This is a genomic window from Acidimicrobiales bacterium, assembly GCA_016716005.1.
In the GTDB taxonomy this organism is placed as follows: domain Bacteria; phylum Actinomycetota; class Acidimicrobiia; order Acidimicrobiales; family JADJXE01; genus JADJXE01.
Genome location: JADJXE010000001.1, coordinates 441,715 through 465,085 on the forward strand (window position 1 = coordinate 441,715; position 23,371 = coordinate 465,085).

The 23,371-nt window shown below is 71.4% G+C and carries 23 protein-coding genes; 4 read left to right on the forward strand and 19 right to left on the reverse strand.

From position 1 onward, the window contains the following. Nucleotides 1–9 precede the first annotated feature (9 nt). The 5 genes from aspS to IPM45_02255 all read right to left on the reverse strand — a co-directional run bounded on the left by aspS (nt 10) and on the right by IPM45_02255 (nt 7,114). Nucleotides 10–1,737: an aspartate--tRNA ligase gene (gene aspS / locus IPM45_02235; GenBank protein ID MBK9178387.1), complete on the reverse strand. Its 1,728-nt coding sequence runs from the start codon at nt 1,735–1,737 to the stop codon at nt 10–12. Between the two features lie 2 nt (nt 1,738–1,739). Beyond that, entirely contained in the window at nt 1,740–2,993 is a 1,254-nt protein-coding gene (locus IPM45_02240) for a histidine--tRNA ligase (GenBank protein MBK9178388.1), read from the reverse strand. 11 nt (nt 2,994–3,004) lie between these two features. After that, nucleotides 3,005–4,249 carry a DUF222 domain-containing protein gene (locus IPM45_02245; GenBank protein MBK9178389.1) on the reverse strand — a complete coding sequence of 415 codons (1,245 nt, stop codon included), beginning with the start codon at nt 4,247–4,249 and terminating at the stop codon, nt 3,005–3,007. 632 nt (nt 4,250–4,881) lie between these two features. Continuing rightward, complete coding sequence (locus IPM45_02250; protein MBK9178390.1) at nt 4,882–5,700, reverse strand: hypothetical protein; 819 nt, start codon at nt 5,698–5,700, stop codon at nt 4,882–4,884. A gap of 58 nt (nt 5,701–5,758) precedes the next feature. Beyond that, the gene (locus tag IPM45_02255) at nt 5,759–7,114 is read right to left on the reverse strand and encodes an alkaline phosphatase family protein (GenBank protein MBK9178391.1); all 1,356 of its coding nucleotides are present in this window, start codon (nt 7,112–7,114) and stop codon (nt 5,759–5,761) included. Nucleotides 7,115–7,380: 266 nt separating this feature from the next. Between IPM45_02255 and IPM45_02260 the strand changes: the two genes are divergently transcribed. Then, on the forward strand, nt 7,381–8,214 hold the full coding sequence (locus IPM45_02260; protein MBK9178392.1) for an endonuclease/exonuclease/phosphatase family protein: 834 nt from the start codon (nt 7,381–7,383) through the stop codon (nt 8,212–8,214). A gap of 84 nt (nt 8,215–8,298) precedes the next feature. On the opposite strand, the gene IPM45_02265 is transcribed toward IPM45_02260, so the two are convergent. After that, nucleotides 8,299–9,132, reverse strand: a complete 834-nt coding sequence (locus IPM45_02265) for an SDR family oxidoreductase (protein ID MBK9178393.1) — start codon at nt 9,130–9,132, stop codon at nt 8,299–8,301. A 20-nt stretch (nt 9,133–9,152) separates the two neighbouring features. Next, on the reverse strand, nt 9,153–10,772 hold the full coding sequence (locus tag IPM45_02270) for a succinate-semialdehyde dehydrogenase (NADP(+)) (GenBank protein MBK9178394.1): 1,620 nt from the start codon (nt 10,770–10,772) through the stop codon (nt 9,153–9,155). 342 nt (nt 10,773–11,114) lie between these two features. Here IPM45_02270 and IPM45_02275 point away from each other — a divergent pair, with 342 nt between their 5' ends. After that, nucleotides 11,115–11,276: a hypothetical protein gene (locus IPM45_02275; protein ID MBK9178395.1), complete on the forward strand. Its 162-nt coding sequence runs from the start codon at nt 11,115–11,117 to the stop codon at nt 11,274–11,276. Nucleotides 11,277–11,368: 92 nt separating this feature from the next. On the opposite strand, the gene IPM45_02280 is transcribed toward IPM45_02275, so the two are convergent. From IPM45_02280 to IPM45_02290, 3 genes are all read right to left on the reverse strand, one after another. Then, nucleotides 11,369–11,767, reverse strand: coding sequence for a PIN domain nuclease (locus tag IPM45_02280; GenBank protein ID MBK9178396.1), 399 nt, complete (start codon nt 11,765–11,767; stop codon nt 11,369–11,371). Next, on the reverse strand, nt 11,764–11,964 hold the full coding sequence (locus IPM45_02285) for a type II toxin-antitoxin system VapB family antitoxin (GenBank protein MBK9178397.1): 201 nt from the start codon (nt 11,962–11,964) through the stop codon (nt 11,764–11,766). The genes IPM45_02280 and IPM45_02285 overlap by 4 nt, the downstream gene beginning before the upstream one ends. Before the next feature lie 111 nt (nt 11,965–12,075). Continuing rightward, nucleotides 12,076–12,603, reverse strand: coding sequence for an AAA family ATPase (locus tag IPM45_02290; protein ID MBK9178398.1), 528 nt, complete (start codon nt 12,601–12,603; stop codon nt 12,076–12,078). Nucleotides 12,604–12,776: 173 nt separating this feature from the next. Between IPM45_02290 and IPM45_02295 the strand changes: the two genes are divergently transcribed. Next, complete coding sequence (locus tag IPM45_02295; GenBank protein ID MBK9178399.1) at nt 12,777–13,715, forward strand: homocysteine S-methyltransferase family protein; 939 nt, start codon at nt 12,777–12,779, stop codon at nt 13,713–13,715. A 151-nt stretch (nt 13,716–13,866) separates the two neighbouring features. Here IPM45_02295 and IPM45_02300 read toward each other — a convergent pair whose 3' ends face one another. From IPM45_02300 to IPM45_02315, 4 genes are all read right to left on the reverse strand, one after another. After that, complete coding sequence (locus IPM45_02300; GenBank protein ID MBK9178400.1) at nt 13,867–14,466, reverse strand: GrpB family protein; 600 nt, start codon at nt 14,464–14,466, stop codon at nt 13,867–13,869. Nucleotides 14,467–14,965: 499 nt separating this feature from the next. Beyond that, entirely contained in the window at nt 14,966–15,355 is a 390-nt protein-coding gene (locus tag IPM45_02305) for an HIT domain-containing protein (protein MBK9178401.1), read from the reverse strand. 110 nt (nt 15,356–15,465) lie between these two features. Then, the gene (locus IPM45_02310; GenBank protein MBK9178402.1) at nt 15,466–15,723 is read right to left on the reverse strand and encodes a Txe/YoeB family addiction module toxin; all 258 of its coding nucleotides are present in this window, start codon (nt 15,721–15,723) and stop codon (nt 15,466–15,468) included. Then, nucleotides 15,720–15,965, reverse strand: a complete 246-nt coding sequence (locus IPM45_02315; GenBank protein MBK9178403.1) for a type II toxin-antitoxin system prevent-host-death family antitoxin — start codon at nt 15,963–15,965, stop codon at nt 15,720–15,722. The genes IPM45_02310 and IPM45_02315 overlap by 4 nt, the downstream gene beginning before the upstream one ends. A gap of 322 nt (nt 15,966–16,287) precedes the next feature. On the opposite strand from IPM45_02315, the gene IPM45_02320 reads away from it, so the two are divergent. Beyond that, nucleotides 16,288–17,064 (forward strand): hypothetical protein, encoded by a 777-nt coding sequence (locus IPM45_02320; protein MBK9178404.1) that lies wholly within the window; start codon nt 16,288–16,290, stop codon nt 17,062–17,064. A gap of 585 nt (nt 17,065–17,649) precedes the next feature. On the opposite strand, the gene IPM45_02325 is transcribed toward IPM45_02320, so the two are convergent. The 5 genes from IPM45_02325 to IPM45_02345 form a co-directional block, all read right to left on the reverse strand. After that, on the reverse strand, nt 17,650–19,329 hold the full coding sequence (locus tag IPM45_02325; GenBank protein MBK9178405.1) for a M20/M25/M40 family metallo-hydrolase: 1,680 nt from the start codon (nt 19,327–19,329) through the stop codon (nt 17,650–17,652). 272 nt (nt 19,330–19,601) lie between these two features. Then, a complete protein-coding gene (locus IPM45_02330; GenBank protein ID MBK9178406.1) occupies nt 19,602–20,201 on the reverse strand; it encodes a hypothetical protein in 600 nt (199 codons plus the stop codon). Nucleotides 20,202–20,352: 151 nt separating this feature from the next. After that, nucleotides 20,353–21,357 carry a C_GCAxxG_C_C family protein gene (locus IPM45_02335; protein MBK9178407.1) on the reverse strand — a complete coding sequence of 335 codons (1,005 nt, stop codon included), beginning with the start codon at nt 21,355–21,357 and terminating at the stop codon, nt 20,353–20,355. A gap of 45 nt (nt 21,358–21,402) precedes the next feature. After that, nucleotides 21,403–22,143 carry an NAD(P)H-dependent oxidoreductase gene (locus IPM45_02340; GenBank protein MBK9178408.1) on the reverse strand — a complete coding sequence of 247 codons (741 nt, stop codon included), beginning with the start codon at nt 22,141–22,143 and terminating at the stop codon, nt 21,403–21,405. A gap of 180 nt (nt 22,144–22,323) precedes the next feature. After that, the gene (locus IPM45_02345; GenBank protein MBK9178409.1) at nt 22,324–23,016 is read right to left on the reverse strand and encodes a hypothetical protein; all 693 of its coding nucleotides are present in this window, start codon (nt 23,014–23,016) and stop codon (nt 22,324–22,326) included. Nucleotides 23,017–23,371 lie beyond the last annotated feature (355 nt).

Here is a 23,371-nt window from a genome sequence, read left to right on the forward strand (position 1 = left end):
GGGTACCGGTCAGCTGGTGGGCGGGAGCAGCCGCAGGCCGAGGTCGTCGAGCTGGCGGGCGTCGATGGGCGACGGGGCGCCCGTCAGCGGGTCGGTGCCCGACTGGCTCTTGGGGAAGGCGATGACCTCGCGGATGTTCTCCTCGCCCAGCAGCAACGCCACCAGGCGGTCGAGCCCGACGGCGAACCCGGCGTGGGGCGGCGCCCCGTAGCGGAACGCGTCGAGCAGGAAGCCGAAGCGCTCGCGGGCGGCTTCGGGGGCGATCCCGAGCAGCGAGAAGACCTGCTGCTGGACGTCGGAGCGGTGGATCCGGACGCTCCCCGACCCCAGCTCCCATCCGTTGAGCACCAGGTCGTACGCCTGCGAGCGCACCGCGAGGAGGTCGGCGCCCTCCTCGGTGAGCAGGTGGAGGTCGTCGGGGTGCGGCATCGTGAACGGGTGGTGGGCCGGGATCGGCGAGCCGTCGTCTCCGATGCCCTCGAAGAGCGGGAAGTCGACCACCCAGAGGAACTGCAGCCCGCCCTCGTCGACGCGTGGGCGCCCCAGCTCGAGCCGCAGCTGGCCGAGCACGCGGCGCACCGTGGGCCGCTCGTCGGCGACCAGCAGCAGCAGATCGCCGGCCCGGGCCCCGAGCCGCTCGACCAGGCCGGACAGCTCGGCCTCGGAGAGGAACTTGGCCACCGGTGACGCCAGCGCTCCCCCGTCCTCGACCCGCATCCACACCAGACCCTTGGCGCCGAGCCGCTTGGCCCGGTCGGTGAGGTCGTCGAGGCGGTTCCGGGTGAGGGCCGCGCCGCCCGCGACCGCGATGCCCTTCACGCACGGGGCCTTGAAGGCGTTGAAGCCGGTGTCGGCGAACAGCTCCGTGAGCTCGACGAGCTCCATCCCGAAGCGCACGTCGGGCTTGTCGGAGCCGAAGCGCTCCATGGCGTCGTGCCAGGTCATGCGGGGGATGGCCGCGAGGCGGCCGCCGGTGACCACCTCGGTGGCGGCGCCGACGGCGTGGCCCACGAACTCGAGCACGTCGTCGCGCTCGACGAAGCTGGCCTCGACGTCGAGCTGGGTGAACTCGAACTGGCGGTCGGCGCGCAGGTCCTCGTCGCGGAGGCACCTGGCGATCTGGTAGTAGCGGTCCATGCCGCCGACCATGCACAGCTGCTTGAACAGCTGGGGGCTCTGCGGCAGGGCGTAGAAGGAGCCCGGGCTGAGCCGCGACGGCACCACGAAGTCGCGGGCACCCTCGGGGGTGCTGGCGATGAGCAGCGGCGTCTCGATCTCGACGAAGCCCTGCTCGTCCATGGCCCGCCGGATGGCGGCGGTGATGCGCGAGCGCATCCGGAGCCGATGCTGCATCGAGTCGCGGCGCAGGTCGAGGTAGCGATGGCGGATCCGCAGGGTCTCGTCGACGTCGACCCGCTCGTCGAGCGGGAACGGCGGCGGTTCGGCCGCGGCGAGCACCTCGACCGAGCACTCGCCCACCTCGACCTCGCCGGTGGGGAGGTTGGGGTTCGCCGTGCCCTCGGGGCGCCGACGCACGGTGCCCTCGACACGCAGCACGTACTCGGAGCGCACGTCGACGCTGCCGTCGACCACGCACTGCACCAGGCCGGTGTGGTCGCGGAGGTCGACGAACGCGAGGTGCTCCCCGTGCTCGCGCCGCCGACCGACCCAGCCGCACAGCACCACCCGGCGCCCGACGTCGGCCGCACCCAGCTCCCCGCAGTACGCGGTCCGCATCGTCACGACAGCAGCTCCTTCACCCGCTCGACCAGCCCGGCGCGCGGGACCAGCTCCTGGTCGGTCCCGTTGCGCAGGTCGCGCACGGCGACGACGCCGGCGGCCAGCTCCTCGTCACCCACGATGACCGCCACCCGCGCGCCCGAGCGGTCGGCGGCCTTCATCTGCGACCGCATCGACCGGCCGTCGAAGGAGCGGTCGGACGCCACGCCGGCCGAGCGGAGCTCGTCGGCCAGCACCAGCGCCTCGCTGCGACCGGTCACGTCGATCACCCACACGTCGACGGCGGCGGCGGGCGCGCCGAACACGCCCTCGGCGTCGCAGGCGAGGAGGAGCCGCTCGATGCCCATGCCGAAGCCCATGCCCGGCGTGGGGGGACCCCCCAGCTCCTCGACCAGGCCGTCGTAGCGGCCGCCGCCACCGACCGCGTTCTGGGCCGCGTCGAGCGCGTCGGCCGCCAGCTCGAAGGTGGTCCGGACGTAGTAGTCGAGGCCCCGTACCAGGCGGGGGGCGATCTCGACCGGGAGGCCGAGCGCGTCGAGGCCGGCCCGCAGGCGCGTGAAGTGCTGGGCGCAGGCGTCGCACAGGTGGTCGACCATCCGGGGCGCGGCCTCGATCACCAGCTGGTCGTCGGGCCGCTTGGAGTCGAGCACGCGCAGCGGGTTGACGGCGAGCGTGGCCCGGGCGTCCTCGGACAGCACGGCCTGACGCTCGTGGAGGTAGGCCCGGAGGGCCCCGAGGTAGGCCGGGCGGCACGCCGGGTCGCCCAGCGAGTTGACCAGCAGCCGCACCTGGCGCAGGCCGAGGTCGTCGAGGAGCCCCCATGCCAGGCCGATCACCTCGACGTCGAGGTCGGGGTCGGCGCTCCCGATGGCCTCCACGCCCACCTGGTGGTGCTGGCGGTAGCGGCCGGCCTGCGGCCGCTCGTAGCGGAAGCTGGGCGCCACGTACCAGGCCTTGAACGGCGACGTCGGGCGGTGCTGCACGAAGGCCCGCACCACCGACGCCGTGCCCTCGGGGCGCAGTGCCAGATGGCGGTCGCCCTTGTCGCGGAAGTCGTACATCTCCTTGCGGACGATCTCGGTCGACTCGCCCACCCGCTCGAACACGCCGATGTCCTCGAACGTCGGCGACACCACCAGGCCGTAGCCGGCCCGCCCGACCCGCTCGGCGAAGCGCGCGACCAGCGCGGTCCAGCGAGCCGACTCGGGCGGCAGGACGTCGCGCGTGCCGACAGGGGCACGGAACTCGGGCACGGCGGGCAAGGCTACCCCCCGGCGGTGCGCCCCCCGCCGGGCGATGCCGCGGGCCGGGTGGTGCCGATGAGTCGGCCGTTGGGGTCTTTCCAGTCGAGGGTGTGGTTGGCGTTGCCGGTGAGGGTGAAGCCGTCGGCGTGGATGCGTTGGTGGTGGTGCCAGCACAGGCCGGCCAGGTTGTGGTCGGTGGTGGGGCCGCCGGCTTCCCAGAACACGAGGTGGTGGAGGTGGACGGCGGGCCGGTCGCAGCCGGGGACCCGGCAGGTGTGGTCGCGGTGGATGATGCGTCGGGCCAGCCAGGCGGGGATGTTGCGGCCGGCCCGGCCGATGCCCAGGACGTGGCCGGTGTGGGGGTCGTCGACGCTGACCTCGAGCTGGCAGTCGCACAGCAGCCCGCACAGCAGCTGGTGGGCCAGGGGGGTGAGGGCGTCGCCGGCCACGGCGGGGGTGTCGGCCTGGCCGGTGAGCTGGGTGGGGGTGGCGTGCACGACGACCACGGCCCGGCGGGCGGTGACGGTGTCGGGTGGGGTCTGGGCGGCGCGGGCGCACAGGGCGTCGATCAGGCGGGCGCCCCAGTGGTCGACGGTGTCGGCGACGGTGTCGGCGGGGGCGGCGGCGGCCAGGGGTTCGAGCCAGGCTCGCAGCAGGGCGCCGTCGGCGGCGGGCAGCCGGCCGCGGACGAGGGTCTCGTGGTCGTGGTCGACCAGGCGGAGGTGGCGGCGCCGGCGGGCGGTGGCCACGTCGCGGGGGGTGGGGGGGTGCAGGCTGCGGGCCAGGGCGGCCAGCTCGTGGGCCGAGCGGCCGACGGCGTCGACGGCCCAGTGGGCGTCGGTGTCGGGGGTGACGAAGCGCACCAGGGCCACCAGCTGGTCGAACGACAGCAGCCCGGCCGCGAAGCCGGCGGCCAGGGCGGGCAGCCCTTGGAGGGCGGCGGCCACGTCGACCTGGTCGCGGGCCGACGCGCGGGTGCAGGTGGTGGCGGCCATGAGCCAGTCGACCGGGGTGGCGCAGCCGTCGAGGTGGTGGCCGTGGCGGCGGGCCAGCTCGGCCAGGGCGGCCAGCTTCTCGGCCCGGGCCGCGGCCTCGGCCGCGTCGAGCCGGCGGATGGCGTCGCCCAGCTCATCGAGGCTGCACGCCGCCCACCGGTCGTCACAAGGTTCGCCGGGCCGGTCTTCGCCGGGCCGGTCTCCGCCGGGCCGGTCTTCGCCGGGCCGGTCGTCGAGGCGGGGTGGTGCGTGTTCCGCGCCGATCGCCATGGGGCACCTCCGGGGTGCGCGTGGCCGAACGAGAGGCCAGGGCGGACCTGGCGATCGGGGAAGCACATTCATAGTATCGAACACCTGTTCGACCGTCCACCCCCTTTCACCGTGACATCGGGCACAGCCCAGACGCTCGACCGGCTCAGCGGCGCGGTGGTGCGGGCCCGGCGCCCGTCCCCGCTCCGCGGGTCACCGTCGGAGCTCCCCCACGGCCCGGGCGACCACCGGTTTCCAGGTCGAACACGGCGCCGCGCACCGTCGGCAGGAGGTCGAGGAGGGTGGCGAGGAGCGCACCGGCGCCACCCTCGACGTCGCACCCATGCCCGCCACCCGCCGGGATGGTCGCGACGCAGGAACGTCGTGATCGGGGTCGGCCGGACCCGGCCGCGGCGGTCGAAGCGCAGCCACCCGCGGGTCGCTCCGAAGCGCAGCAGCCGCTCGAGGCGCTCCGGGTCCGCGCTTACCCGGCCCGCGAGCCCGGCGGGGCTCGTCGGTCACCTCGATCAGACCACCTGTGGTCGCCACCCTCTCGAGCCCTTGGTCCCGAGACCGTGCCGGGACGGTCACACCGACGAGACCGGCAGCGGCCACGGCGGGCCGAAGGGGGCTGGACCCCTAGCGGTCACGGGTCACTGCCTCGGCGTCAGCGAGTCGAGCGTCCACTCCCCCGACTCGGTGTAGGTGACGTCGCCGATGGGCGAGCCCGACGTGATCTGCAGCTCCCACCGGGATCGCAGCGGCAAGCCCGTGTCGGTCGCGAACCAGGTGTCGAGCACGCCGTGGCCCCGCTGGGCGCCCGAGTAGCGGCGCTCGTACCGGTTGTGGCCGGCCGACACCTCCTCGCCGGCGACAGTCACGGCCTCGTCGCCCAGGAAGGTCACCGTGCCGATCAGCTCGCTGCGGCCCCTGCCGTCGGTGACGACGGTGCACGTGTCGTCCCAGGTCGTGCCGGCGGTCGCGCCTCGTCGAAGGGACGGAACCGGCGGTTCGCACGCCGAGATCGAGAGGCTCTCGGGATGGGCCACCACGAGATCGATCCGCTGGAACACCGCGCCGCCCTCGTCGACGACGTGATCGCCCTCGATGCAGTAGCGCCAGGTCTGCCAGTGGTTGGCGTTGTAGTCGATGCGCAGGTCCCAGCAGCTGTCGCCGCGCCAGGTGACCGTCGCCGTCAGAGTCGGGCCGATCGTCTGGCCGGTCGTCTGGAAGCTCAGCTTCTCCGAGCCCGAGCCGGTGAGGGTGTACACGCCCTGGGCTGGCCGGCCCAGCGCGGGGCCGCCGATCGTCGTCGACGCGCGATACCGGTCGACCGCCTCGTCGACGGAGACCCGTCGCGCGTCTCGACCCCGCACGACGAGCAGCACGAGCACGGCCCCGGCGAGGAGCGCCGCGCCCAGGACAGCGAGGACGACCCAGCGCCAGCGCCTCGGACGCTCGCCGGTGCTCACGTCTCCCACCGGCCCGGCACGAGCCGGCTCCCCCGCCCGTGTCCGATCTGCGTGGTCCTCAACCCCGGCGCCCGGGTTCGGCCGGGCCGCGGCGGGTGGGGGCCGACGCCGGCGTCCGGGAGACCGCGTCGGCGAGGGGAGCGAGCGCCTCGTCGGCGCGGACGACGAGCGGCATCGCGAGGGTGGGATCGTCGGCGAGGAAGAACCCGAGGCTCGACTCTCGGTCGAGCCCGCCGTGGGTGCCCTCGAGGCGGCCGCCCCGCACCCATGCGCCGACGACCGCCGAGTACAACCCCCACGACCAGCAGGGCCCCAGCGAGAACAGGACGTTCGCCCGGCTCTGGATCCGATCGCCCGTCAGTGCCTGCGCGAGGCGACGGAGCGGATCGGGGAAGTGCTCGAACGCCGTCTCTCGCAGCCACTCGTCGTCGCCCGCGTACCCCGCTGGGTCGAGCAGCCCGCCGGCGGCGAGTCGGCGGCGAGCCCCCGTCAGGCGCAGGGGATCGCCGCCGACGTCCTCGTAGGCGTACCTCGCCGCTCCGGCCGGCCCGTGCCAGCGGACGCGGCCCCGACCGGCCCCGGAGACCACCTCGACGAGGTTCGGCCCCGGCGAGAAGGCCGCCAGCTCCACCGCGTGGTGACGGGCGATGGCGCGGGCCGCGGTGTCGGCACGGTCGGCGTCGCGGAGGAACAGCGCGCCGTAGTTGACCAGCCCGAACCTCGGTGCCACGACGTCGTCGGGCCCCTCGAGCCGATCCACCACCCGCAGCCCCGCATCGCGGAGGAGGCGGTCGAAGCCGCCGGCGTGGCGGATCTCGCAGCTCCCGCAGCCGTGGTCGGAGAAGAGCACGATGCGCAGCGGTCGTCCCCTCTCCTCGCGGTGCCGCCGGCCCAGGCCCGCGAGCCGCTCGTCGAGCTCGCCGAGGAAGTCGAGCACGCTCTCGTCGCCGTAGAGGTGCATGAGGCCGTCGGTTGCGCCGAGGTACGCGACGACGACGTCGCGGTCGGACGCGAGGACCTCGCGCTCGATCTCGTCGAGCCCGCTGCGGGCCGCCCGCCGAGGTGACACGTAGTTGGACAGCTCGGACACCAGGTCCCGGTGCGGCGCGTCGAGGTACTCGCTCCAGGGAGGGACGTCTCTCCCGTACGCCAGGGGACCGCCGCCCACGGTCGTGTTCGCGATCGAGTCGAAGTGGCGGAGCTCGTAGCGCCGGGACGGGGCCGCGCCGAAGGGCAGGAACAGCGACGCGAACGCGACGTGCGTCACGGTGGGGAACGGTGCGACGAGGGCCGACGGTGGCGGCCAACCGGCGAAGGCCCCCCGCCGGCAGGCCTCCGCCGCCACCCGGAAGGGAACCGCATCGAGGGCGAGCAGGAGCGTCCTCGGCTCTGCTCCTGCGACCTCACGCGGCATGTCCCCTCAGCATACGGGCACCGCCGCCACGCCCCGGGGTAGGAGGGTCAGGGGCGCCCGGCGGCCGGTGCGCACGGCCTCGGAGGTCGCGACCGGTCCGGTCGGTAGGGTGATGGCGGCGTATGTCGACTGCCGCTGACCGAGTCCTCGAGGCGCACCCCCAAGCCGGTCCGGCCTGGTACCTGGCGCTGGCGCGAGTGGCCGGCCGTGCCCTGGCGCTGCCGGGTCTCCGGCGGTGGCGGCCGGTGGCTCGGAGGGTCCACGCGGTGGCGCAGGCCGCCGGGCGGGTGACGGTGCTGGCCGATCCCCACGTGCGCCGTCCGCCCGACACCAGGTGGCTCACGGTGCTCAGCGCCAACCTGTGGCACGACTGGCCGCGCCAACAGCGGTGGCCCGAGCGTCTCGAGGCGTTCGCGCAGCTGGCCGAGGCGGAAGACGCCGACATCCTCCTGCTGCAGGAGGTGGCACGCACCCCGACGTTGAAGGCCGATCTCTGGCTGGCGGAGCGACTCGGCCTGGCCTTGGCCTACGCCCGTGCCAACGGTGACGTGGAGGCGATCGGCTTCGAGGAAGGCCCGGCCGTCCTCAGCCGCTTCCCGCTCGGCGACGTGCACCTTCGCCGGCTCAGCCACGGCCACAACCCGCTCGCTCGCCGCGTCGCCCTCGGGGCGCACGCAGAGACCCCCTACGGCCGGTTGCTCCTCGTGTCCGTCCACCTCGGGCTGCTCCAGCGCCACAACGCCGGACAGATCCGCCGGCTGCGTTCGTGGGTGGCCGACGTGTCCGCCGGCGAGGCGGCCGTGATCGGCGGCGACTTCAACGCTCCCGAGCACCGACGCGAGATCACCCGGACGCGCCGTGCGTGGACGGACACCTTCCGCCAGTCGCACCCCCACGCCGAGGCCGTCACCCACACACGAGCGGTGCCCTGGGGCGGCTTGCTGCACCGGCGCCTGGACTACGTGTTCGTGCAGCAGCCGGCGACGGCGCACTGGCGGGTCCTCGACTCCGGTCATCTCGACGCCCCGGGCGGTCCGCACTCCGACCATCGGGCCGTGCTCACCCGTCTGTCCCGGGAGTCCCGCGCGTGCATCCCGTGAGGTGGGCGGAGCGGCGACGCCCGAACGCCACCCGCTCAGTGCGCGTGGCGAGGCTGACCGCCGCCCCGGGCGGCGGGTCACCCGTCACTCACGCTCAGCCCGTTCCAGCGCGCGACCCACGAAGTCGTCCATCGACTGGTTGACGCCGAAGAGATCCATGAGACGGTCGAACACCGCGACCGGTAGGACGCGGGTGACCGGCACCACCCGGACGAACGGGGGCAGCACGACGGTGCGCCGGTCACGCTCGATGGCACGCGCCATCTTCCGGGCCACCTCCTCCTGCTTCAGGATCGGGAGCAGGAACGGCACCTTCGTCTTCACACCCTCGAACATCCCGGTGTCGATGTAGTAGGGGCAGACGACCGTCGTGCGCACCCGAGACCGCATGCGGCGAAGCTCCATGCGCAGCGACTCGTCGAAGCCGACTGCGGCATGCTTGCTCGCCGAGTAGTCCGTCTGCTTCGCCACGCCGACCAGTCCGGCCGCCGACGCGACCGTCACGACGTGACCCTCCCCGTACGCCAGCATCGCCGGCAGGAAGGCCTTCGTCACCCAGTAGAGCGCGAGCACGTTGACGGCGAAGGTGCGCTCGATCTTCTCCGGCGCGAGGTCGACGAGGCGCTCGCCGCTCACGACCCCCGCGTTGTTGACGACGACCATCGGGTCACCGACCTCGGCGCGCACCTGGTCGGCGACTCGCTGGACCATCGCCCGGTCGGTGACGTCGCACCGGAACCCCCACGCCTCTCCGCCCCGGCGCGCTCGGACCTGCTCGACGACCGTCTCGAGGCGGTCGGCGTCGAGGTCCCAGAGGATCACGCGGGCACCGCGGTCTGCGAGCTCGAAGGACAACAACCTCCCGATGCCGCTCGCCGCCCCGGTCACGAGGCAGATGCGGCCGTTCACGTTCGTCATCGCGTGCTCCTGTGGTGTGGCTACTTGAGGCCCGGCACCCGCCGGGCCGCTCGCAGGGCTCGGGTCGCCAGCCAGGCGAACCGGGCGCCGTCGACCTGCGGCGGCGCAGCGATCGGCAGCAGCCGCTGGACGGCCACCGTCTGGGCCTCGGTGTACTTGAGGATGCCTTCGGCGCCGTGCCGCCGGCCGATGCCGGAGTCCTTGAACCCGCCCATCGGCGCGTCGACCGATGCCCACGTCGCCGCGTAGCCCTCGTTGACGTTGACGGTGCCGGCCTGCAGCCGCGTGGCCAGGCGGCGGCCCCGGCGGGTGTCGCGTGTCCAGATGCTGAAGTTGAGCCCGTACCGGCTGGCATTGGCCCGCTCGATGGCCTCCTCGGCGCTCGACACCTTCGTCACGGCGGCCACGGGGCCGAACGTCTCCTCCTCGAACAGCTCCATCCTGGGGGTGACGTCGGTGAGCAGCGTCGGCTCGTAGAAGTACGGGCCGAGATCCGGTCGGGCCCGTCCGCCGACGAGCACGTGCGCACCCTTGCCGACGGCGTCGGCGACGTGGGCGTCGACGGTGGCGAACTGGCTCGCCGACACGAGCGAGCCCATGTCGATGTCCCAGCGCAGGCCCGGGCCCACCCGCATCGCCCGGACCGCTGCAACCAGTCGGGGGACCAGCGTGTGCCACACCGGCTCCTCGACGTAGATCCGCTCCGCCGCGATGCACAGCTGGCCGGCGTTGGAGTAGGCGCCGCGGATGATCCCGCTCACCGTCCGGTCGAGGTTGGCATCGGCCAGCACCAGGAGGGCGTTCTTGCCCCCGAGCTCCATGGAGCAGTCGATCAACTGCTCGGCCGCTTGGCGGGCCACGATGCGGCCAGTGGCGGTGCTGCCCGTGAACATCAGGTAGTCGCAGCCCTCGATCAGCGGGGTGCCGAGCTCTCGACCCGAGCCGGCGACCACCTGGGCGAGCCCTCTGGGGAGACCGGCCTCCTCGAGCAGCGCATAGCCCCACAGCGACGAGTACGGCGTCTGCGAATCGGGCTTGATGACGACGCCGTTGCCTGCGAGCAGCGCCGGCAGCGCGTCGCTCACGCCCAAGGTGAACGGGTAGTTCCACGGAGCGATGATGCCGACCACGCCCTTCGGGTGGTGGTGCTCGATGGTGCTGGTGAGCAGCGGCACGGCGCCCTTGCGGCGGCGCGCCGACAGGTGCTGATCGGCGGCGCGGCTGTAGTAGCGGGCCACCATGGCCACGTCGAGCACCTCTTCGAGCGCGTGGCGGCGAGCCTTGCCGGCCTCGAGCTGCACGATGTCGAGGATCTCCCGCTGGCGGGCGAGGACGAGGTCGTGGAAGCGCAGCGCGACGCGCGCACGCTCCCGCAGCGGGCGGCGCGCCCACATCGCCTGCGCCTCGCGGGCGCGCTCGACCGCCCGGGTGACGTCGTCCGTTGTGCAGCGCGGCACCCTTCCGAGGGTGTCTCCGGTGAACGTCAGCTCGATCGGGTCGAGCGGGCGGTCACCGCCCGATGCGACCAGCGAGGTGAGCTCGTCGAGCTCGTGCCGGCGGACGGAGGAGCCGAGGGCCGCAAGATCGGCGAGCTCGGCGCTGACTGTGCCGGCGGTGTCGGCCTGGTCGAGTCGGGCCATGAAGATGCCCCTTCCTGGACAGGCGTCGGGGCGCCACCGGGCCGTCCGCGGACCCTGCCACCCACGTCGCACCCAATGCCCACGGGGTTCGACCCGGAAGGGCCGTGCGACCCGTGCGATCGGGCCGTGCGCCTCCAGCCAGCCGTCGGCCTCGACCTGCTTGGCCGCCCCTCGTCGGTCGCCCCGCCAGCCGGCACAGGAGCCCGGGTGCCGCCGCCACCCCAGCCCGCGACGGAGGTCAGCAGGGCGCGAGGGCGAGAGGCACGACGGGCGGCAGCCGGCAGCGGGTCATGGGCGACCCCTCTCCCCCGTTGCGGGAACGAACATGGCGCCCCAGGTCCCGTGTGCGTCCTGGCCCGCGATGCAGCGATCCAGGTGCTGACCGCCGTCGCCTGCGCTCCCATCACGCGCACCATCCGCGGCATCCGATCCGAGGTCGAGCTCGGTCCCGCCCGGTTCGTCGCCAAGGCGCGTATCGCCGCCGAAGACCTGATGGAGTCCTGACAGGGACGCTCACGACGAGCGAATACGACGCCCCACGCTCCCGATCGGCGCTGGCCAGTCTGGCTGCGGTCGGCGACGGCAACCGGACGACGTCAGCGCAGAGAGGCGGAGTGGACTCGCAGGTCGGTGTGGCGTGCGAGCGTCGCGAAGTCTGCATCTGCGTGGAGGATCTCGACGCCGGCCCTGACGGCGACGGCGCCGATCAAGCAGTCGATCAGCTTGCGGACGGTCTCGCCGCGGACTCGGCAGGCGCGGTACATCGTCGCGGCCAGCTCGTAGTCGGCGGGTGTTGTCGGCAGTGTGGTCGTCCGCGCGAGCAGGCCTCGGAGCTGCCCGAGTTGTCGTTCGTCGCGCGCTCCGGCGAGGAGTTCCATCGAGATCGCATCGCAGATGGCTATGTCTCCGGCGAGGATCTGATCGACGGCCTCGCAGACCGGCGAGTCGGTTCCTCTGAGGAACTCGACCCATGCGGACGTGTCGACCAGGATCACACCCGGCTCGTTCGCATCTCGTCGAGGTCGCCGTCCCAGCCCGTTCCGCGAAGCGAGCGGGCATCGTCCAGGCCGAGGGGTTCACCGGCGAGGTGCCGGAGGGCCATGTTGACCGCATCGCGCTTGGTCGACAGGTGATAGCGGTCCATCACCTTCTGGCACAGCTCGTCGTCGATGTCGATGTTGGTGCGAGACATACACCAATCATACACTTCCTCCCTGGGAGTCTTCCCCGATTCACCGGTCACCGGCTGTCGACCGGCGAGAGGGGATGCCTTCCCGTTTGCGGATCTGGATTCCGCTGGCGCTCAGACTCGGTTGGTGAGGCTGACGATCTGGGCAGCAAGCGCGACCACGTCGACCTCAGTTGAGGTGTCCACTTCGATCAGCGGTGCGTCGAGGTCGAGCGGGAGTGGCTCGGTCGTCCGCCATCCCAGCGTCGCAGCGTCGTCTTGGTGCTCGGGAAGGTGCCCGGGGTGCCGTGCAGGGTCTTCTCGCCGCTGCTGGTAGCGGCTCCAGGCCAGGTCGACCGGACATGCGCAGTACACCTGGACCAGGGGCTGTCCGAGCGAGGCGAGATCCGATTCGGCGACGCCCCTGTGGAAGCGTGCCTCGAGCACCACCGGCCCTGCGAGCTCCGGTACGAGCGCGTACACCACCCTGTGGGCGGCTCGACTCAGCTGGCTCGCCCAGCCGAGGTCACCGGTGCCGAGTGCGTCCATCAACGCTTCCTTGATCGCGTCCTTCGAGAGGAGCGGCCACCCGAGCTCCGGCGCGAGGCGCCGGGCGAGCGTTGTCTTCCCACTGCCCGGGATCCCTGCGACGACCGCGATCACCAGCCGGATGGTTGCACACCTCTTCGTCGGGTATCAGCCCTGCTCCCGGCGTTCGGGGGCAGGGGTCTTACGAGTGCGTCTTCGGAGGGCGGGGTGGGTCAGAGGCAGGGCCCGAATCGATGGCATCGGTGGGCTCGGTCGGCGAGACTCGCGCGAGACGACAGGGGTGTGAGATGGCGGGTTCGTTCCCACAGCAGCAGGAGGGTCTGCGGTACCTGACCGAGGGGGGTCAGGAGACCGAGATCATGTACAAGTTCGGGTTCGAACTGCCCGAGTTCGCCCTGTTCCCGCTGCTCGACGATCCCCGTGCGGTCACTGAGCTGCGGGGGATGTACGAGCGCTACCTCGAGACCGCCTGCGAGCATGGGTTCGGCGCGTTGATGGGCGGCCTCGACTACCGAGCGAGCCCGGACTGGGCGGGACTGCTCGGCTACTCGCCCGAAGCGCTCGCCGAGTTGCAGCTGCGGGCCATCGACTTCCTGCGCGAGGTCGCCCGGCCGTGCGTCGACCAGTTGCCGGCGCTGATGTTCGTCGGCATCGTCGGACCACGAGGCGACGCATACTCGCTCGACCAGCGCATGACCCCGGAGCAGGCCGAGCAGTACCACTCGACCCAGATCGCCACACTGGCAACAGCCGAGGTGGACCTGGTCGAGGCCATGACCTTCAACAGCGTCCCTGAGGCGGTCGGCGTGGCCCGTGCCGCGGCCCGGGCCGGGTTGCCGGCATCGATCCTGTTCACGCTGGACAGCAACCACCGCCTCCACTCCGGGCCGACCCTGAAAGAAGCGATCGAGGCCGTCGACGCCGAATGCGGCGATGACCGCCCGGCGTTCTATGGGATCAACTGCTCGCACCCGCTCGAGTTCCTTCCGGCCATCGAGCCGGGCGACTGGTTCGAACGGGTCCGCTGCCTGCGCCCGAACGCCGCCACGATGGACAAGATCTCACTCTGCACGCTCGGCCACCTCGAGTCCGGCGACCCCGTGGACCTCGGCCAGCGCATGGGAGCCATCGCCGAGCAGTACCCACACATCGACATCTGGGGCGGATGCTGCGGCACTTGGGATACGCACCTGGACGAGATCGCCCGCAACGTCACGACGCGCTGAGCCCGGAAGGCGGATGAGCTCGACGCGCTCATCCGCCTCGCCAGCAGCAGCGCGCTTCTTGCCAAGTGCGCTGCTGCCCAACAGCGATCGCGATCACCGCGCCCATCCGGCGTTGTGGGGCATCCCAGCGCGACTGTCCGACGTGTCCCGATCAGCCGCTTCCTGACACGTCGTTCAACGCGGCGATGGTCTCGAGTTCGCTGGCGGTGAAGCGTCCGGAAGCCCGCAGGACCTCCTGGAGCACGGGCGACTTCGCTGCGACGTAGGCGTCCATGTCATCTGTGTCGCGGCTGGCGAGTGCGAGCTTGAGCTCGCCGTAACGGCGGCGGAGGTTGGGGTCCCGCCGAAGGACATCGCGCACGGCGAGCTGGTTCCGCAGTGCCAGCGATCCGTCGACCGTGACGTACACGTGCCGAGCAGGCCCGTGCGCTGGCGCCGAGAACGCGTGCCGATCAGGGATGCCCCGCTCCCCCAAGTGGCGGTAGCCCACCCTCTCGAGCGCGGCGATCGCAGCATGGACATCGTCGCTGGCGACGACCACCGCGACGTCGAGGATGGGCTTCGATGCCAGGCCCGGCACCGACGTGCTGCCGACATGCTCGACCGAGCGCACCGGAATCGACGAGCACGCCTCGCTGAGTTCACGCCTGACCGCTTCGAACTCGATCGACCACCGGGCGCTCCACGGAACCACCACGACGCGCACCCCCCGACGATAAACCGGCGTTACGGTGTCGCCCGCCAGCCGCATGGGACCACTTGAGCGGGTTGAGCGCCAGGAGCATGGGACCACTCCAGCGCCAGTGATGGGACCACCCCAGCGCCAGTGATGGGACCAGTGGGGGTTCACCATCGTCGGTCCTGCTGACGGTCCAGTTGCCGCCGTCCGATCAGCGGGCCGGGAGGCGGCGATGGCGTTCAGGGAGGTCCCTGGCCAGTCTGGCTGCGGTCGGCGACGGCAACCGGACGACGTCAGCGCAGAGAGGCGGAGTGGACTCGCAGGTCGGTGTGGCGTGCGAGCGTCGCGAAGTCTGCATCTGCGTGGAGGATCTCGACGCCGGCCCTGACGGCGACGACGCCGATCAAGCAGTCGATCAGCTTGCGGACGGTCTCGCTGCGAACGCGGCAGGCGCGGTACATCGTCGCGGCCAGCTCGTAGTCGGCGGGTGTTGTCGGCAGTGTGGTCGTCCGGCAGCGGTGGACTGCTGATCCGGCGGTATGGGTGGGTGAAGCTCCTGATCGGACCAGCCCTACCGCAGCTGAGCGAGCGTTGCTGCCAACTGCGAATCCGATGGCCGAGTAGGACGCCACGGGGGCACGAGGCCGTCTCCCCTCCATCGGGGGATGACGTGGAGATGGAAGTGGAACACGTCCTGCCAACCGGCCGGCCGGTTCGACTGTGTGAGGCTGAGTCCCTCGGGGCTCAGCCTCTCGTCCAAGAGCTGAGCGACGCGCTTCGCCATCACCATCACGGCTGCAGCCTCAGTCTCTCGGATGTCCCAGATGTCGGCGGCGTGCAGTCGCGGCACGACCAGCGTGTGACCCACGGTGGCCTGTCCACGGTCGAGGAACGCGACCGTCCGCTCGTCCTCCGCGACGATGTAGGCGGCCGCCACGCCAGAGGCGATCTGGCAGAACATGCAGTCGGTCACCTCCTGAGCCTGGCACGGGTGAGCCCTGCCTGCGGCGTGCCTCTCCCAGCCGCCGGCCGCCCAGCCGCCATCACCGACCCGAGTCGGTGGATCCGGGATCAGCCGTAGTGGTAGCGGGCCTGCAGGACCACGACGTCGTCGCCATCGACCAGGTGGACGAGGCGGTGCTCCTCGTCGATGCGGCGGGACCAGGCGCCGGCCAGCGCATGGCGCAGCTGTTCGGGCTTGCCGATCCCATCGAAGGGATCACGGGCGATGTCGTCGAGCAGCCGGTTGATCCGCCTGAGCGTTGCCCGGTCCGACGACTGCCAGAAGACGTAGTCCTCCCACCCGTTGGGCGTGAACACGATCCTCACCGGTCGAGCTCATGCTCCTGCACGTCGCCGGAGCGCGCCTGGTCCAAGCTCTCGAGGAGTCGTCGCACGTTGGCGGGTGACCGCAGGAGATGGGCCGTCTCCTCGAGGGCGCGGTAGTCGTCGATCGCCATGAGCACGGCGTCACCGCGCTTGGAGGTGATCTCGACCGGGGTGCGGTCGGCGTTGACCTGCTCGATCAGCGGGAAGAGGTTCTTGCGGGCTTCGCTCGCGGTGATGGCCATCCTGGTCCCCTTCCGAGTGGTACAAGATATCGTACCGGCAATCGGCACCGGTAGGTCCGCCGCGCGGTGGGCGCTGGGCGGCTTCGTCGCTCCTCACCGGTCTCGTCGAGTTCCGCCACCAGCCGGACTCGCCGTGGCCGCACCGTCGGTACGATCGCAGCGAGCCGGATCGGCGACGAGGCGCTTCGGGGCGACGTGGCAGGCCCGCCGAGAGCGCGTGCGTGACCTGGTCGGCGGCGCCCCGTCACCCTCGACCTCAGATCACCATGACGCCGCCCGCCACGCCGCCTGACAGGAGAGCGAGCCCGCGATGTTCTTCCGGATGAGCACCCTGGCCATCGGGGTCGTCCTGTTCCTCATCGTGGGAGGCACCGCCACGGCAGGCATCGTGATCGGCCGCACCCTGCGCAAGCGGCCGGGCGCCAGCCACGAATCCGTGGGCGTGGTCCAGGGCACCCTCCTCGGTCTCGTCGGCCTCCTGTTGGCCTTCGGCCTCACCATGTCCGTGGGCCGGTACGAGGACCGTCGTGGGCTCGTCGTGAAGGAGGCCAACACCATCGGCACCACGTACCTGCGCGCCGAACTGCTGGCTGAACCCGTGCGGTCGGCCTCTCTCGGCCTTCTCCGGGAGTACACCGACGCCACCATCGACCTCGCCGACCAGGTGCCGTTCACCGACGCGTTCGATGCCGACGTCGCCCGCGTCGAGTCCCTCCAGCGCGACCTCTGGGCGGCCGCCGGCGATGCGGTGCGGGCTGACCCGGTCGGCACGGCGCCTCGCGCCTACATCGAGACCCTCAACGAGATGTTCGACACGCACACCGACCGGGTGGCGTCCCTCGGCAACCGCGTGCCCACGTCGGTGATGCTCCTCCAGGTCTTCGGCAGCGCCCTCGCCCTCGGGGTCCTCGCGCTCTACCTCGCGCTCCTCGGGCGCAGCATCGCCACATCCCTGCTGGCCGCAGGGGTCCTCGTCCTCATCCTCTTCGTCTCGCTCGACCTCGACCGCCCCCAGCGCGGCTTCATCACCGTCCCGTTCACGGCGCTCGTCGACGTCCGGGCGTCCATGGACGAGCCGCCGGCCGCCACCGGACCGTGACGAGCGTCGAAGACCGTGTGTGTCCCACGCGCGTTGAGGCCCGATTGAGGGGTGTCTGGGCTGCTCAGGTGGGGTGCAGGTGGGTGACGCAGGGCGGCAGGGCCACGTCGTTCACCCGCTGGCTGCGAGCGCACGCCGGCGCGACGCCGCGCACGAGCACCTCGGCGACACCGAACCATGCTCGGTCAGCGGGCCCCCGGGTTCGTGTCGGCGGCTGCGGCTTTCCGTCGCAGCGCGGCATCCGACTGAACAACGGACTGCGTCGCCGCACCGGCATGAGCTCCCACAGCCTCACCCAAACCAACCTTCGCGTCATCGACGGCGACCTCGAGGAGGTGGCCCGACACGGACTGACCGAAGCCATGCAGGAACGAACCACGAGGCCGACGGAATGCCGTCGCCTGCACCACAACCCGGGGCTCGGCCGGCCGGCTTCGGACCGATGCTCGAACGTGCTGACGTGTGCACGGATACCAGCGCAGGTCGAGAGTGGTCTCCACCATGACCTTGGCAGCGCCACCGTGACCGCGACCGTGGGTCGGCACGATCCCTCGGCAGCCGGTGAGGGCGTCGACGGCCCGTTGGCTACCGGCTGCCCCGAGCGACGGCCTGCTCGAGCCCGGCCGCGTCGGGCCGGCTGTCGCAGCCGTCACGCCCGGCGACCGCACGGACGAGTGGATCCACGAGTCCCGCGACGAGCACGACCATGACGGCCACGAATGCCACGACGTCGACCATCTCCGAGCCGGGGTTGCCGGGGCGGGGCTGCGCGAGCTGGAAGAGGACGTCCAGAGCCGGGACCACGAGCACCAGCGCGGTCCCCGCCACCACCACGAGACGGAGCACGCCAGCAGCCGGCCCGGACCCGCCATCGGCAGGCACGAGCAGGGCCAGGGAGCCGACGAGGGCGGGCCAGGCGAAGACGTAGCTCGCCCCGGGGAGCCAGATCGCGGTGAGCAGAGCGAGCCCCGCCCACCAGGCGAACACCCCGAACCAGATGTCGGGTTCGCCCCACCGCCGCGCCGCAGCCCTGCTGCCCAGGAACCACGTGGCGGCGGAGAGCGCGACGAGCACGGCGAGGCCCAAGTAGCTCGCGCCGACGCCTGGCGACGGCCAGATGACGATGATCAGACGCCACGCGGCAACGGTCAGCACGGCGGCGATCAGGAGCAGGACGGTGACCACGCCGACGCCGGCGGCGAGGGCGCTCCCCGAGCGCAGGCCCCGCCGGGCGCCCCCGGCCACTGCAGCGCCCAGCGCCACGGCGGCCAGCAGCGCGAGTGGCAGCACCCACCACGCCGGGTAGCGGATCACGAGGCTCCCGGGCACCGTGAAGAAGGACGCGTCGCCCGAGGGACCGAGCGCACCCAGGTCCGCACGCCCGAAGCGGCGGGTCAAGGCCAGGGCGTGGTCCCCGTGGTGCTGCAGGCTCCCGCGGCTCACGGCGGCAGGGGTGTCACGGGCCGTGTGGTAGATCGGCGATCCCCGCAGGTAGGCGAAGTGGTAACCGGGGATCCCCTCGGCGCGGAACGGCGAGAAGTCCGTGTCGGAGCCACCCAGGCCGTCCGCGATCGCCGTGAGGAACGACCACGCCGCAGGCTGCGACGACACGTCGGCGAGCGCGCCGATCAGCGCCCGGCCCGGGCCGTTGGTCTCCACCAGCGTCGAGGGGCCCGAGCCGCCGACCGCCTCGAAGTTGACGACGAGCCCGACATCGGGCGCCCACCGGTGCTGCTCGACGAATGCCGTCGCCCCGAAGCGCGGCGCCGGCTCCTCACCGTCGGTGAAGAGCAGGATCACGTCGTTGCGGAGCGGCGGACCGGCGAGCAGGGCCCGACCGGTCTCGAGAAGCGTGGCCACGGCGGCTGCGTCATCGTTCGCACCGGGCGTGGTGGGCACGGTGTCGTAGTGACCCATGAGCACGATGGCCCCGGTGGGATCGGCGCCCTCGATACGGGCGAGCACGTTGACGACCGCCACCGGTCGGTCGCTGCCGCCGAACCAGTCCGGGGCCGTTACCGTCTGCAGCTCCGGGTCGAGTCCGAGCGCGCGGAGCTGGCCGGTCAGGTAGCGACGCACCCGCACGATGGCCGGGCTCCCAATGGGATGGGGCTCCTCGGCCACCCGCTCGACATGCGACATCGCCCGCGCCGCCGAGAACTCCTCGGCGGGCGCACCCGGCCCGGCGGGCGCCGGCGTGGCCAGCGGGAGCGCCGCCACCACCGCCAATGCCCCCATGGCGATCCAGGCGGCCACGCGACGCATGCGCCGCACCCCCTCGCGGATGTGTCTCCCAGTGTGCGCCCGCACGGCGCCGACGGGAAGCCGGCTCCGACCGACGTGGTGTCACGCCATCGTGAGTCCACCGCTCACCGAGAGGGCCTGCCCGGTGGCGAAGCCGGCACCCCGTGCGACGAGGAGGGGGACGGCCGGCGCGATGTCGTCAGGAGAGGAGCCGGCGAGGCCGGCGGCGAGGGCCGGCCGAGGGCGACCCCGGGTGCCCAGCGCTCAACCATCGGCGTCTGGACTGATGGGGCTCACCCCGTTGGCGCAGAGAGGCGATCGGCGGCCGCCCTGGCCACGGCGAGCAGCTGCGCGGCCTCGGGGCTCTCGGGTGCGAAGCGGTGCGCGACTCCGGTCTCGAACTGGATGCGCTGGCCCCCGACTTGGAACACGATGCCGTCCACCTCGACCACCTCGGGTGCTCCCGGCGCGTACCGGCGGGTTCCGATGAGCAGCACCGCGTCGTCACCGACGTCGGGCAGGTCGATCACCTCGACACTCGCGTTGTCGGCGAAGTACGCCCGCCGCTCGTTGACGTCCTCGCCGAAGGCCGTCGCCCGTACGAACACCCTCAGCGTGGTCTCAGGGCCGTTACCACCCCAGTGGCAGTTGGAGCCGGTGTCCTCAGGTGGACCGGTGGCCCCGAACACCGACAGGACCTCTGCCTCGGTCACGACCGCGCAGGCCGCCACCACACTCGCCTCTTCTCCGTTCGGGCCGATGAGAGTGACCCGGTCCTTGGACCCCGTGTCGCTTTCGCTGCCGCCACAGCCTGCAATCGCCACAGCCACCAGCGTGCAACCCACAACGACACCGAGGAACTTGCTCGAGCCGAACTCCCGGGTGCGTGACATGCCGTACAGAGTGCGAGACCGGCCGTTCGGTTGCCAGGGACCTAGGCCTCCGATGTCCCGGGCCAGGATTCCTTCCACAGGTCCGCCGCCACCGCCGCGTGCAGGTCGGGCTCCTCCACCAGCTACGACGGCGAACAAGCCGCGAGCGCCATCAGGAACCCGGCGGCGGAGCGGATCCCGAGGTCGCCGACTGAGGCCGCGGAGGTTCGTCCGCGAGCATCTCGGCGACGCGGGACGAGACCCGCCGGGCCATGGCCGCGCACGCGGAGACGCCGTCGCCTTCGACGTAGTCGCGTACCCCATCCGTCGTGGCGAAGTCACAACCGGTGAGGGCCCGACACTGGGTGCTTCCGAACTCGACCTCGAACCATCGGGCCAACTCGTGCCCCAGGTTCATGACCCGATTGAACGCGTTCATGTCGTCGGCGAACGCGTTGCCGCCGACCGCCATCGTCGCGATCATTCGGAGAACACGGATCCGGCTGCCCTCGATCTGACCCACGGCCAAGCCAAGCGCCATCACGCCTGCGGTCAGGGCGCCGCACGTCCGGCCGGTGAAGAGGGTGCCGCCCATGAATGCGGTCACGGCGTCCGGCGCTTCCGCGGGGATGGGGATCGTCCGGCCCAGCTGCTCGAAGACGGCATCCGCGCAGTGGAACCCCTGGTCGACCCAGTGGAGGTAGAGCTCGCGGAATGCCTGACGCGTCTCGGGCGGGATGCCTTCGATGCCGCTGACGGCCAGGCTCCGGGCGCACAACTCGGGTGACTGTCGCACCACGCCGATGCATGCGAGCGGCAGCCGTGAGTCGCCGCGGATCGCCCGGCATTCGGTCGTGCCGTGCGCGGAGGTGAAACGACGCAGCATGTCGTGGCCCTGGTCCACCACCACGGGCAGCCCGTCGGCCACGTCGTTCCGGCCACTCCTCAGGCCCAGCAGAACCAAGGGCGCCGTCAGGCCTCCGCATTCGCCTCCCGTGTTGCCGATGCCGCCCGGTAATCCCGCCGTCAAGGTCACGAGCCACGTCGACTCGGCGTCGGATGCATCCAGGATCGTCTGCATGACGGTGGGCGCGCAGTGGCCCATGCGGAGCAGGTTGCTCAGGCTTCTTCTCCGAAGCTCCGGTGTCGAAAGAACTGGAAAGCTCTCGAGGGACATGATGCGCGGACCTCGGCTCGAGCGAACGGAGATTGCTCCGACCCGTCAGAAGTTCCGACCGAGTTCACGGGCCCGTTCGAGGTACCCGCGCCTCGTGTCGTCGTCGGCGCCGTGAACGGCGTAGAACAGCACGTGCTCAACGTGCTTGATCCCTGGATAGGTCAACGTGTACTCATCGATGATCTTGCACATGGCCTCGCGGAGCCCGGTGTCGTATGAACGCTCATCCCAGATGGTCGTCTGCATGATCAGCGCCTTCTCATGCGTCAGCAGCCCCCGACGGCCGTTGATGTCGCCCCGCCAGGCCTCCTCAGTCAGATCGTAGGCGAAACCCGGCGTCCAGACGCGATCGAACCACCCTTTCAAGATGACAGGAAAGCTCAAGAAATGGACTGGCGCGATGAACGCAAGTGCCTGGGCACGCGCCACCTTCTGCTGCTGCGCGAGCACGTCCTTGGGCTGGAAACGCTCCCGCAACAGCCGGATGATGTCGCGAGCGTCGCGGTCGCCGAGCAGCCGCTTCATCGCGAAACGTCGCAACGGACCGCCCGCCCCCTCGAGCACGGACTCCCGCACGCGCATCCGGTCGAGCAGGTCGTCCGGGACGCTCTCGGTGATCCAACTTGGCGTGTCGCGCGGGCGGTGCACCGGGTCGAAGCCGATCGCATACAGGTCGACGACCTCGCTCGAGTGCCCGGCCTCACGCAAACCCGCTGTGAACTGATCCAGGACAGCGTTACAGAACGACTGCGGGTTCGAATTCGCGTAGATCGTCAAGACGTTCATAGAGCACCTCTCGACCGAGGGATCGGATGAGGCCGCCACGGGCGAATAGGGTGGAACCAGTTCCCAACAGATGCTCCGCTGCCCTACTCGTGACATCGAGCGATACAGCGTTCGAGATCAGTTGCGAGCGGCGACCACTGCTTTCGAAGAAGTGTGATGAAGGGCTGGTCCACGTGCGCATCACAACTTGTCGACGGCCGTCTGAAGCATGGCGCCCACGTCGTCGATCGAGTAGTAGGGCTCGACCCCGTCGCCGGCCCGGATGTCGGTGACGCTCAGCAACATCAGCACCGGGCCTTGGCGCACGAACATCTCGTGCAGGAGCCACTCCGCCCCGCCGCCGCCCTCTTCCATCGAGACGAGCACGCCGAAGCGGTCGTCGCCCACGTCCGGGACCGTCATCTCCTCGGCCGTGCCGGGGCCTTCCCCTCCGGCAGCGGGGAAGTCGCCGAGGCAGGCCTGCATGCCCTCGCGGATCAGGCCGAACGTGTCCTCGATCTCCTCAGGATCACCCGAGGTCAGGAACTCCTGCACGAAGACCATGTGACCTTCCATGTCGTCGGGCGGCTGGACCGGGTCCTCCACGGCGAGTTCGAGCTGCCGGAAGGCCTTCCACTGCAGCGTCTCGACGGCCTGACGCGACTCGGGGCTGGCGTCATCGCACAGCTCCGCACGCGGCAGCAGCTCCTGCTGCTCGCGGGACACGACGCCTGACAGCGCTTGCTCCGTGCCTTCGGGAGGTGCGGTGATCGACCAGTCCCCGTCGTAGTCGTCGGGTTCCACCAGCGTGGAGGCCAGCGCCTCGGCGGTCGGCACCACCACCTCGGACTCATCGTCCCCACACCCAGCGGCACCCACCAGCAGCACCGCCACCAGTACCACGTGCACCCACACCGGAGCTCGCATGTCAGCAGCTCCCAGAGCCCTGGACCTCCAACACTTCACGCTTCCACCACCATGATGCGCCCAGCCCCGTCCAGATGACAGGGCCCCCGTCCTGGCCGCTCACCCACCGTCGATCTGACGCTGCGGGCGTCGGTCACGGGTGCTGGCCTCCCCCGGGCCGATGGTGGGGCGCGGCCGGCTCGGGCCGGTCGGGCTCTCCGGTCGCCGACTCGACACCGCAGCAGCAGGTCGTGAACGGCTGGGCGGCACCGGACCTGTTGGCGATCCAGGCCACAGCGCTCGGCGAGCTCGTCGGCGCACAGCAGCGAACGAACCAGCTGAT

What these genes read in the sequence shown, in the direction of transcription:
- IPM45_02300 (MBK9178400.1), bottom strand. Translation starts at nt 14,466, where the DNA reads ATGCGGCTGGCGGGCGACACCGTAACGCCGGTTTATCGTCGGGGGGTG.
- IPM45_02330 (MBK9178406.1), bottom strand. Translation starts at nt 20,201, where the DNA reads ATGTCACGCACCCGGGAGTTCGGCTCGAGCAAGTTCCTCGGTGTCGTT.
- IPM45_02325 (MBK9178405.1), bottom strand. Translation starts at nt 19,329, where the DNA reads ATGCGTCGCGTGGCCGCCTGGATCGCCATGGGGGCATTGGCGGTGGTG.
- IPM45_02305 (MBK9178401.1), bottom strand. Translation starts at nt 15,355, where the DNA reads ATGTTCTGCCAGATCGCCTCTGGCGTGGCGGCCGCCTACATCGTCGCG.
- IPM45_02255 (MBK9178391.1), bottom strand. Translation starts at nt 7,114, where the DNA reads ATGCCGCGTGAGGTCGCAGGAGCAGAGCCGAGGACGCTCCTGCTCGCC.
- IPM45_02265 (MBK9178393.1), bottom strand. Translation starts at nt 9,132, where the DNA reads ATGACGAACGTGAACGGCCGCATCTGCCTCGTGACCGGGGCGGCGAGC.
- IPM45_02320 (MBK9178404.1), top strand. Translation starts at nt 16,288, where the DNA reads ATGAGCACCCTGGCCATCGGGGTCGTCCTGTTCCTCATCGTGGGAGGC.
- IPM45_02335 (MBK9178407.1), bottom strand. Translation starts at nt 21,357, where the DNA reads ATGTCCCTCGAGAGCTTTCCAGTTCTTTCGACACCGGAGCTTCGGAGA.
- aspS (MBK9178387.1), bottom strand. Translation starts at nt 1,737, where the DNA reads ATGCGGACCGCGTACTGCGGGGAGCTGGGTGCGGCCGACGTCGGGCGC.
- IPM45_02245 (MBK9178389.1), bottom strand. Translation starts at nt 4,249, where the DNA reads ATGGCGATCGGCGCGGAACACGCACCACCCCGCCTCGACGACCGGCCC.
- IPM45_02270 (MBK9178394.1), bottom strand. Translation starts at nt 10,772, where the DNA reads ATGGCCCGACTCGACCAGGCCGACACCGCCGGCACAGTCAGCGCCGAG.
- IPM45_02340 (MBK9178408.1), bottom strand. Translation starts at nt 22,143, where the DNA reads ATGAACGTCTTGACGATCTACGCGAATTCGAACCCGCAGTCGTTCTGT.
- IPM45_02285 (MBK9178397.1), bottom strand. Translation starts at nt 11,964, where the DNA reads ATGTCTCGCACCAACATCGACATCGACGACGAGCTGTGCCAGAAGGTG.
- IPM45_02295 (MBK9178399.1), top strand. Translation starts at nt 12,777, where the DNA reads ATGGCGGGTTCGTTCCCACAGCAGCAGGAGGGTCTGCGGTACCTGACC.
- IPM45_02315 (MBK9178403.1), bottom strand. Translation starts at nt 15,965, where the DNA reads ATGGCCATCACCGCGAGCGAAGCCCGCAAGAACCTCTTCCCGCTGATC.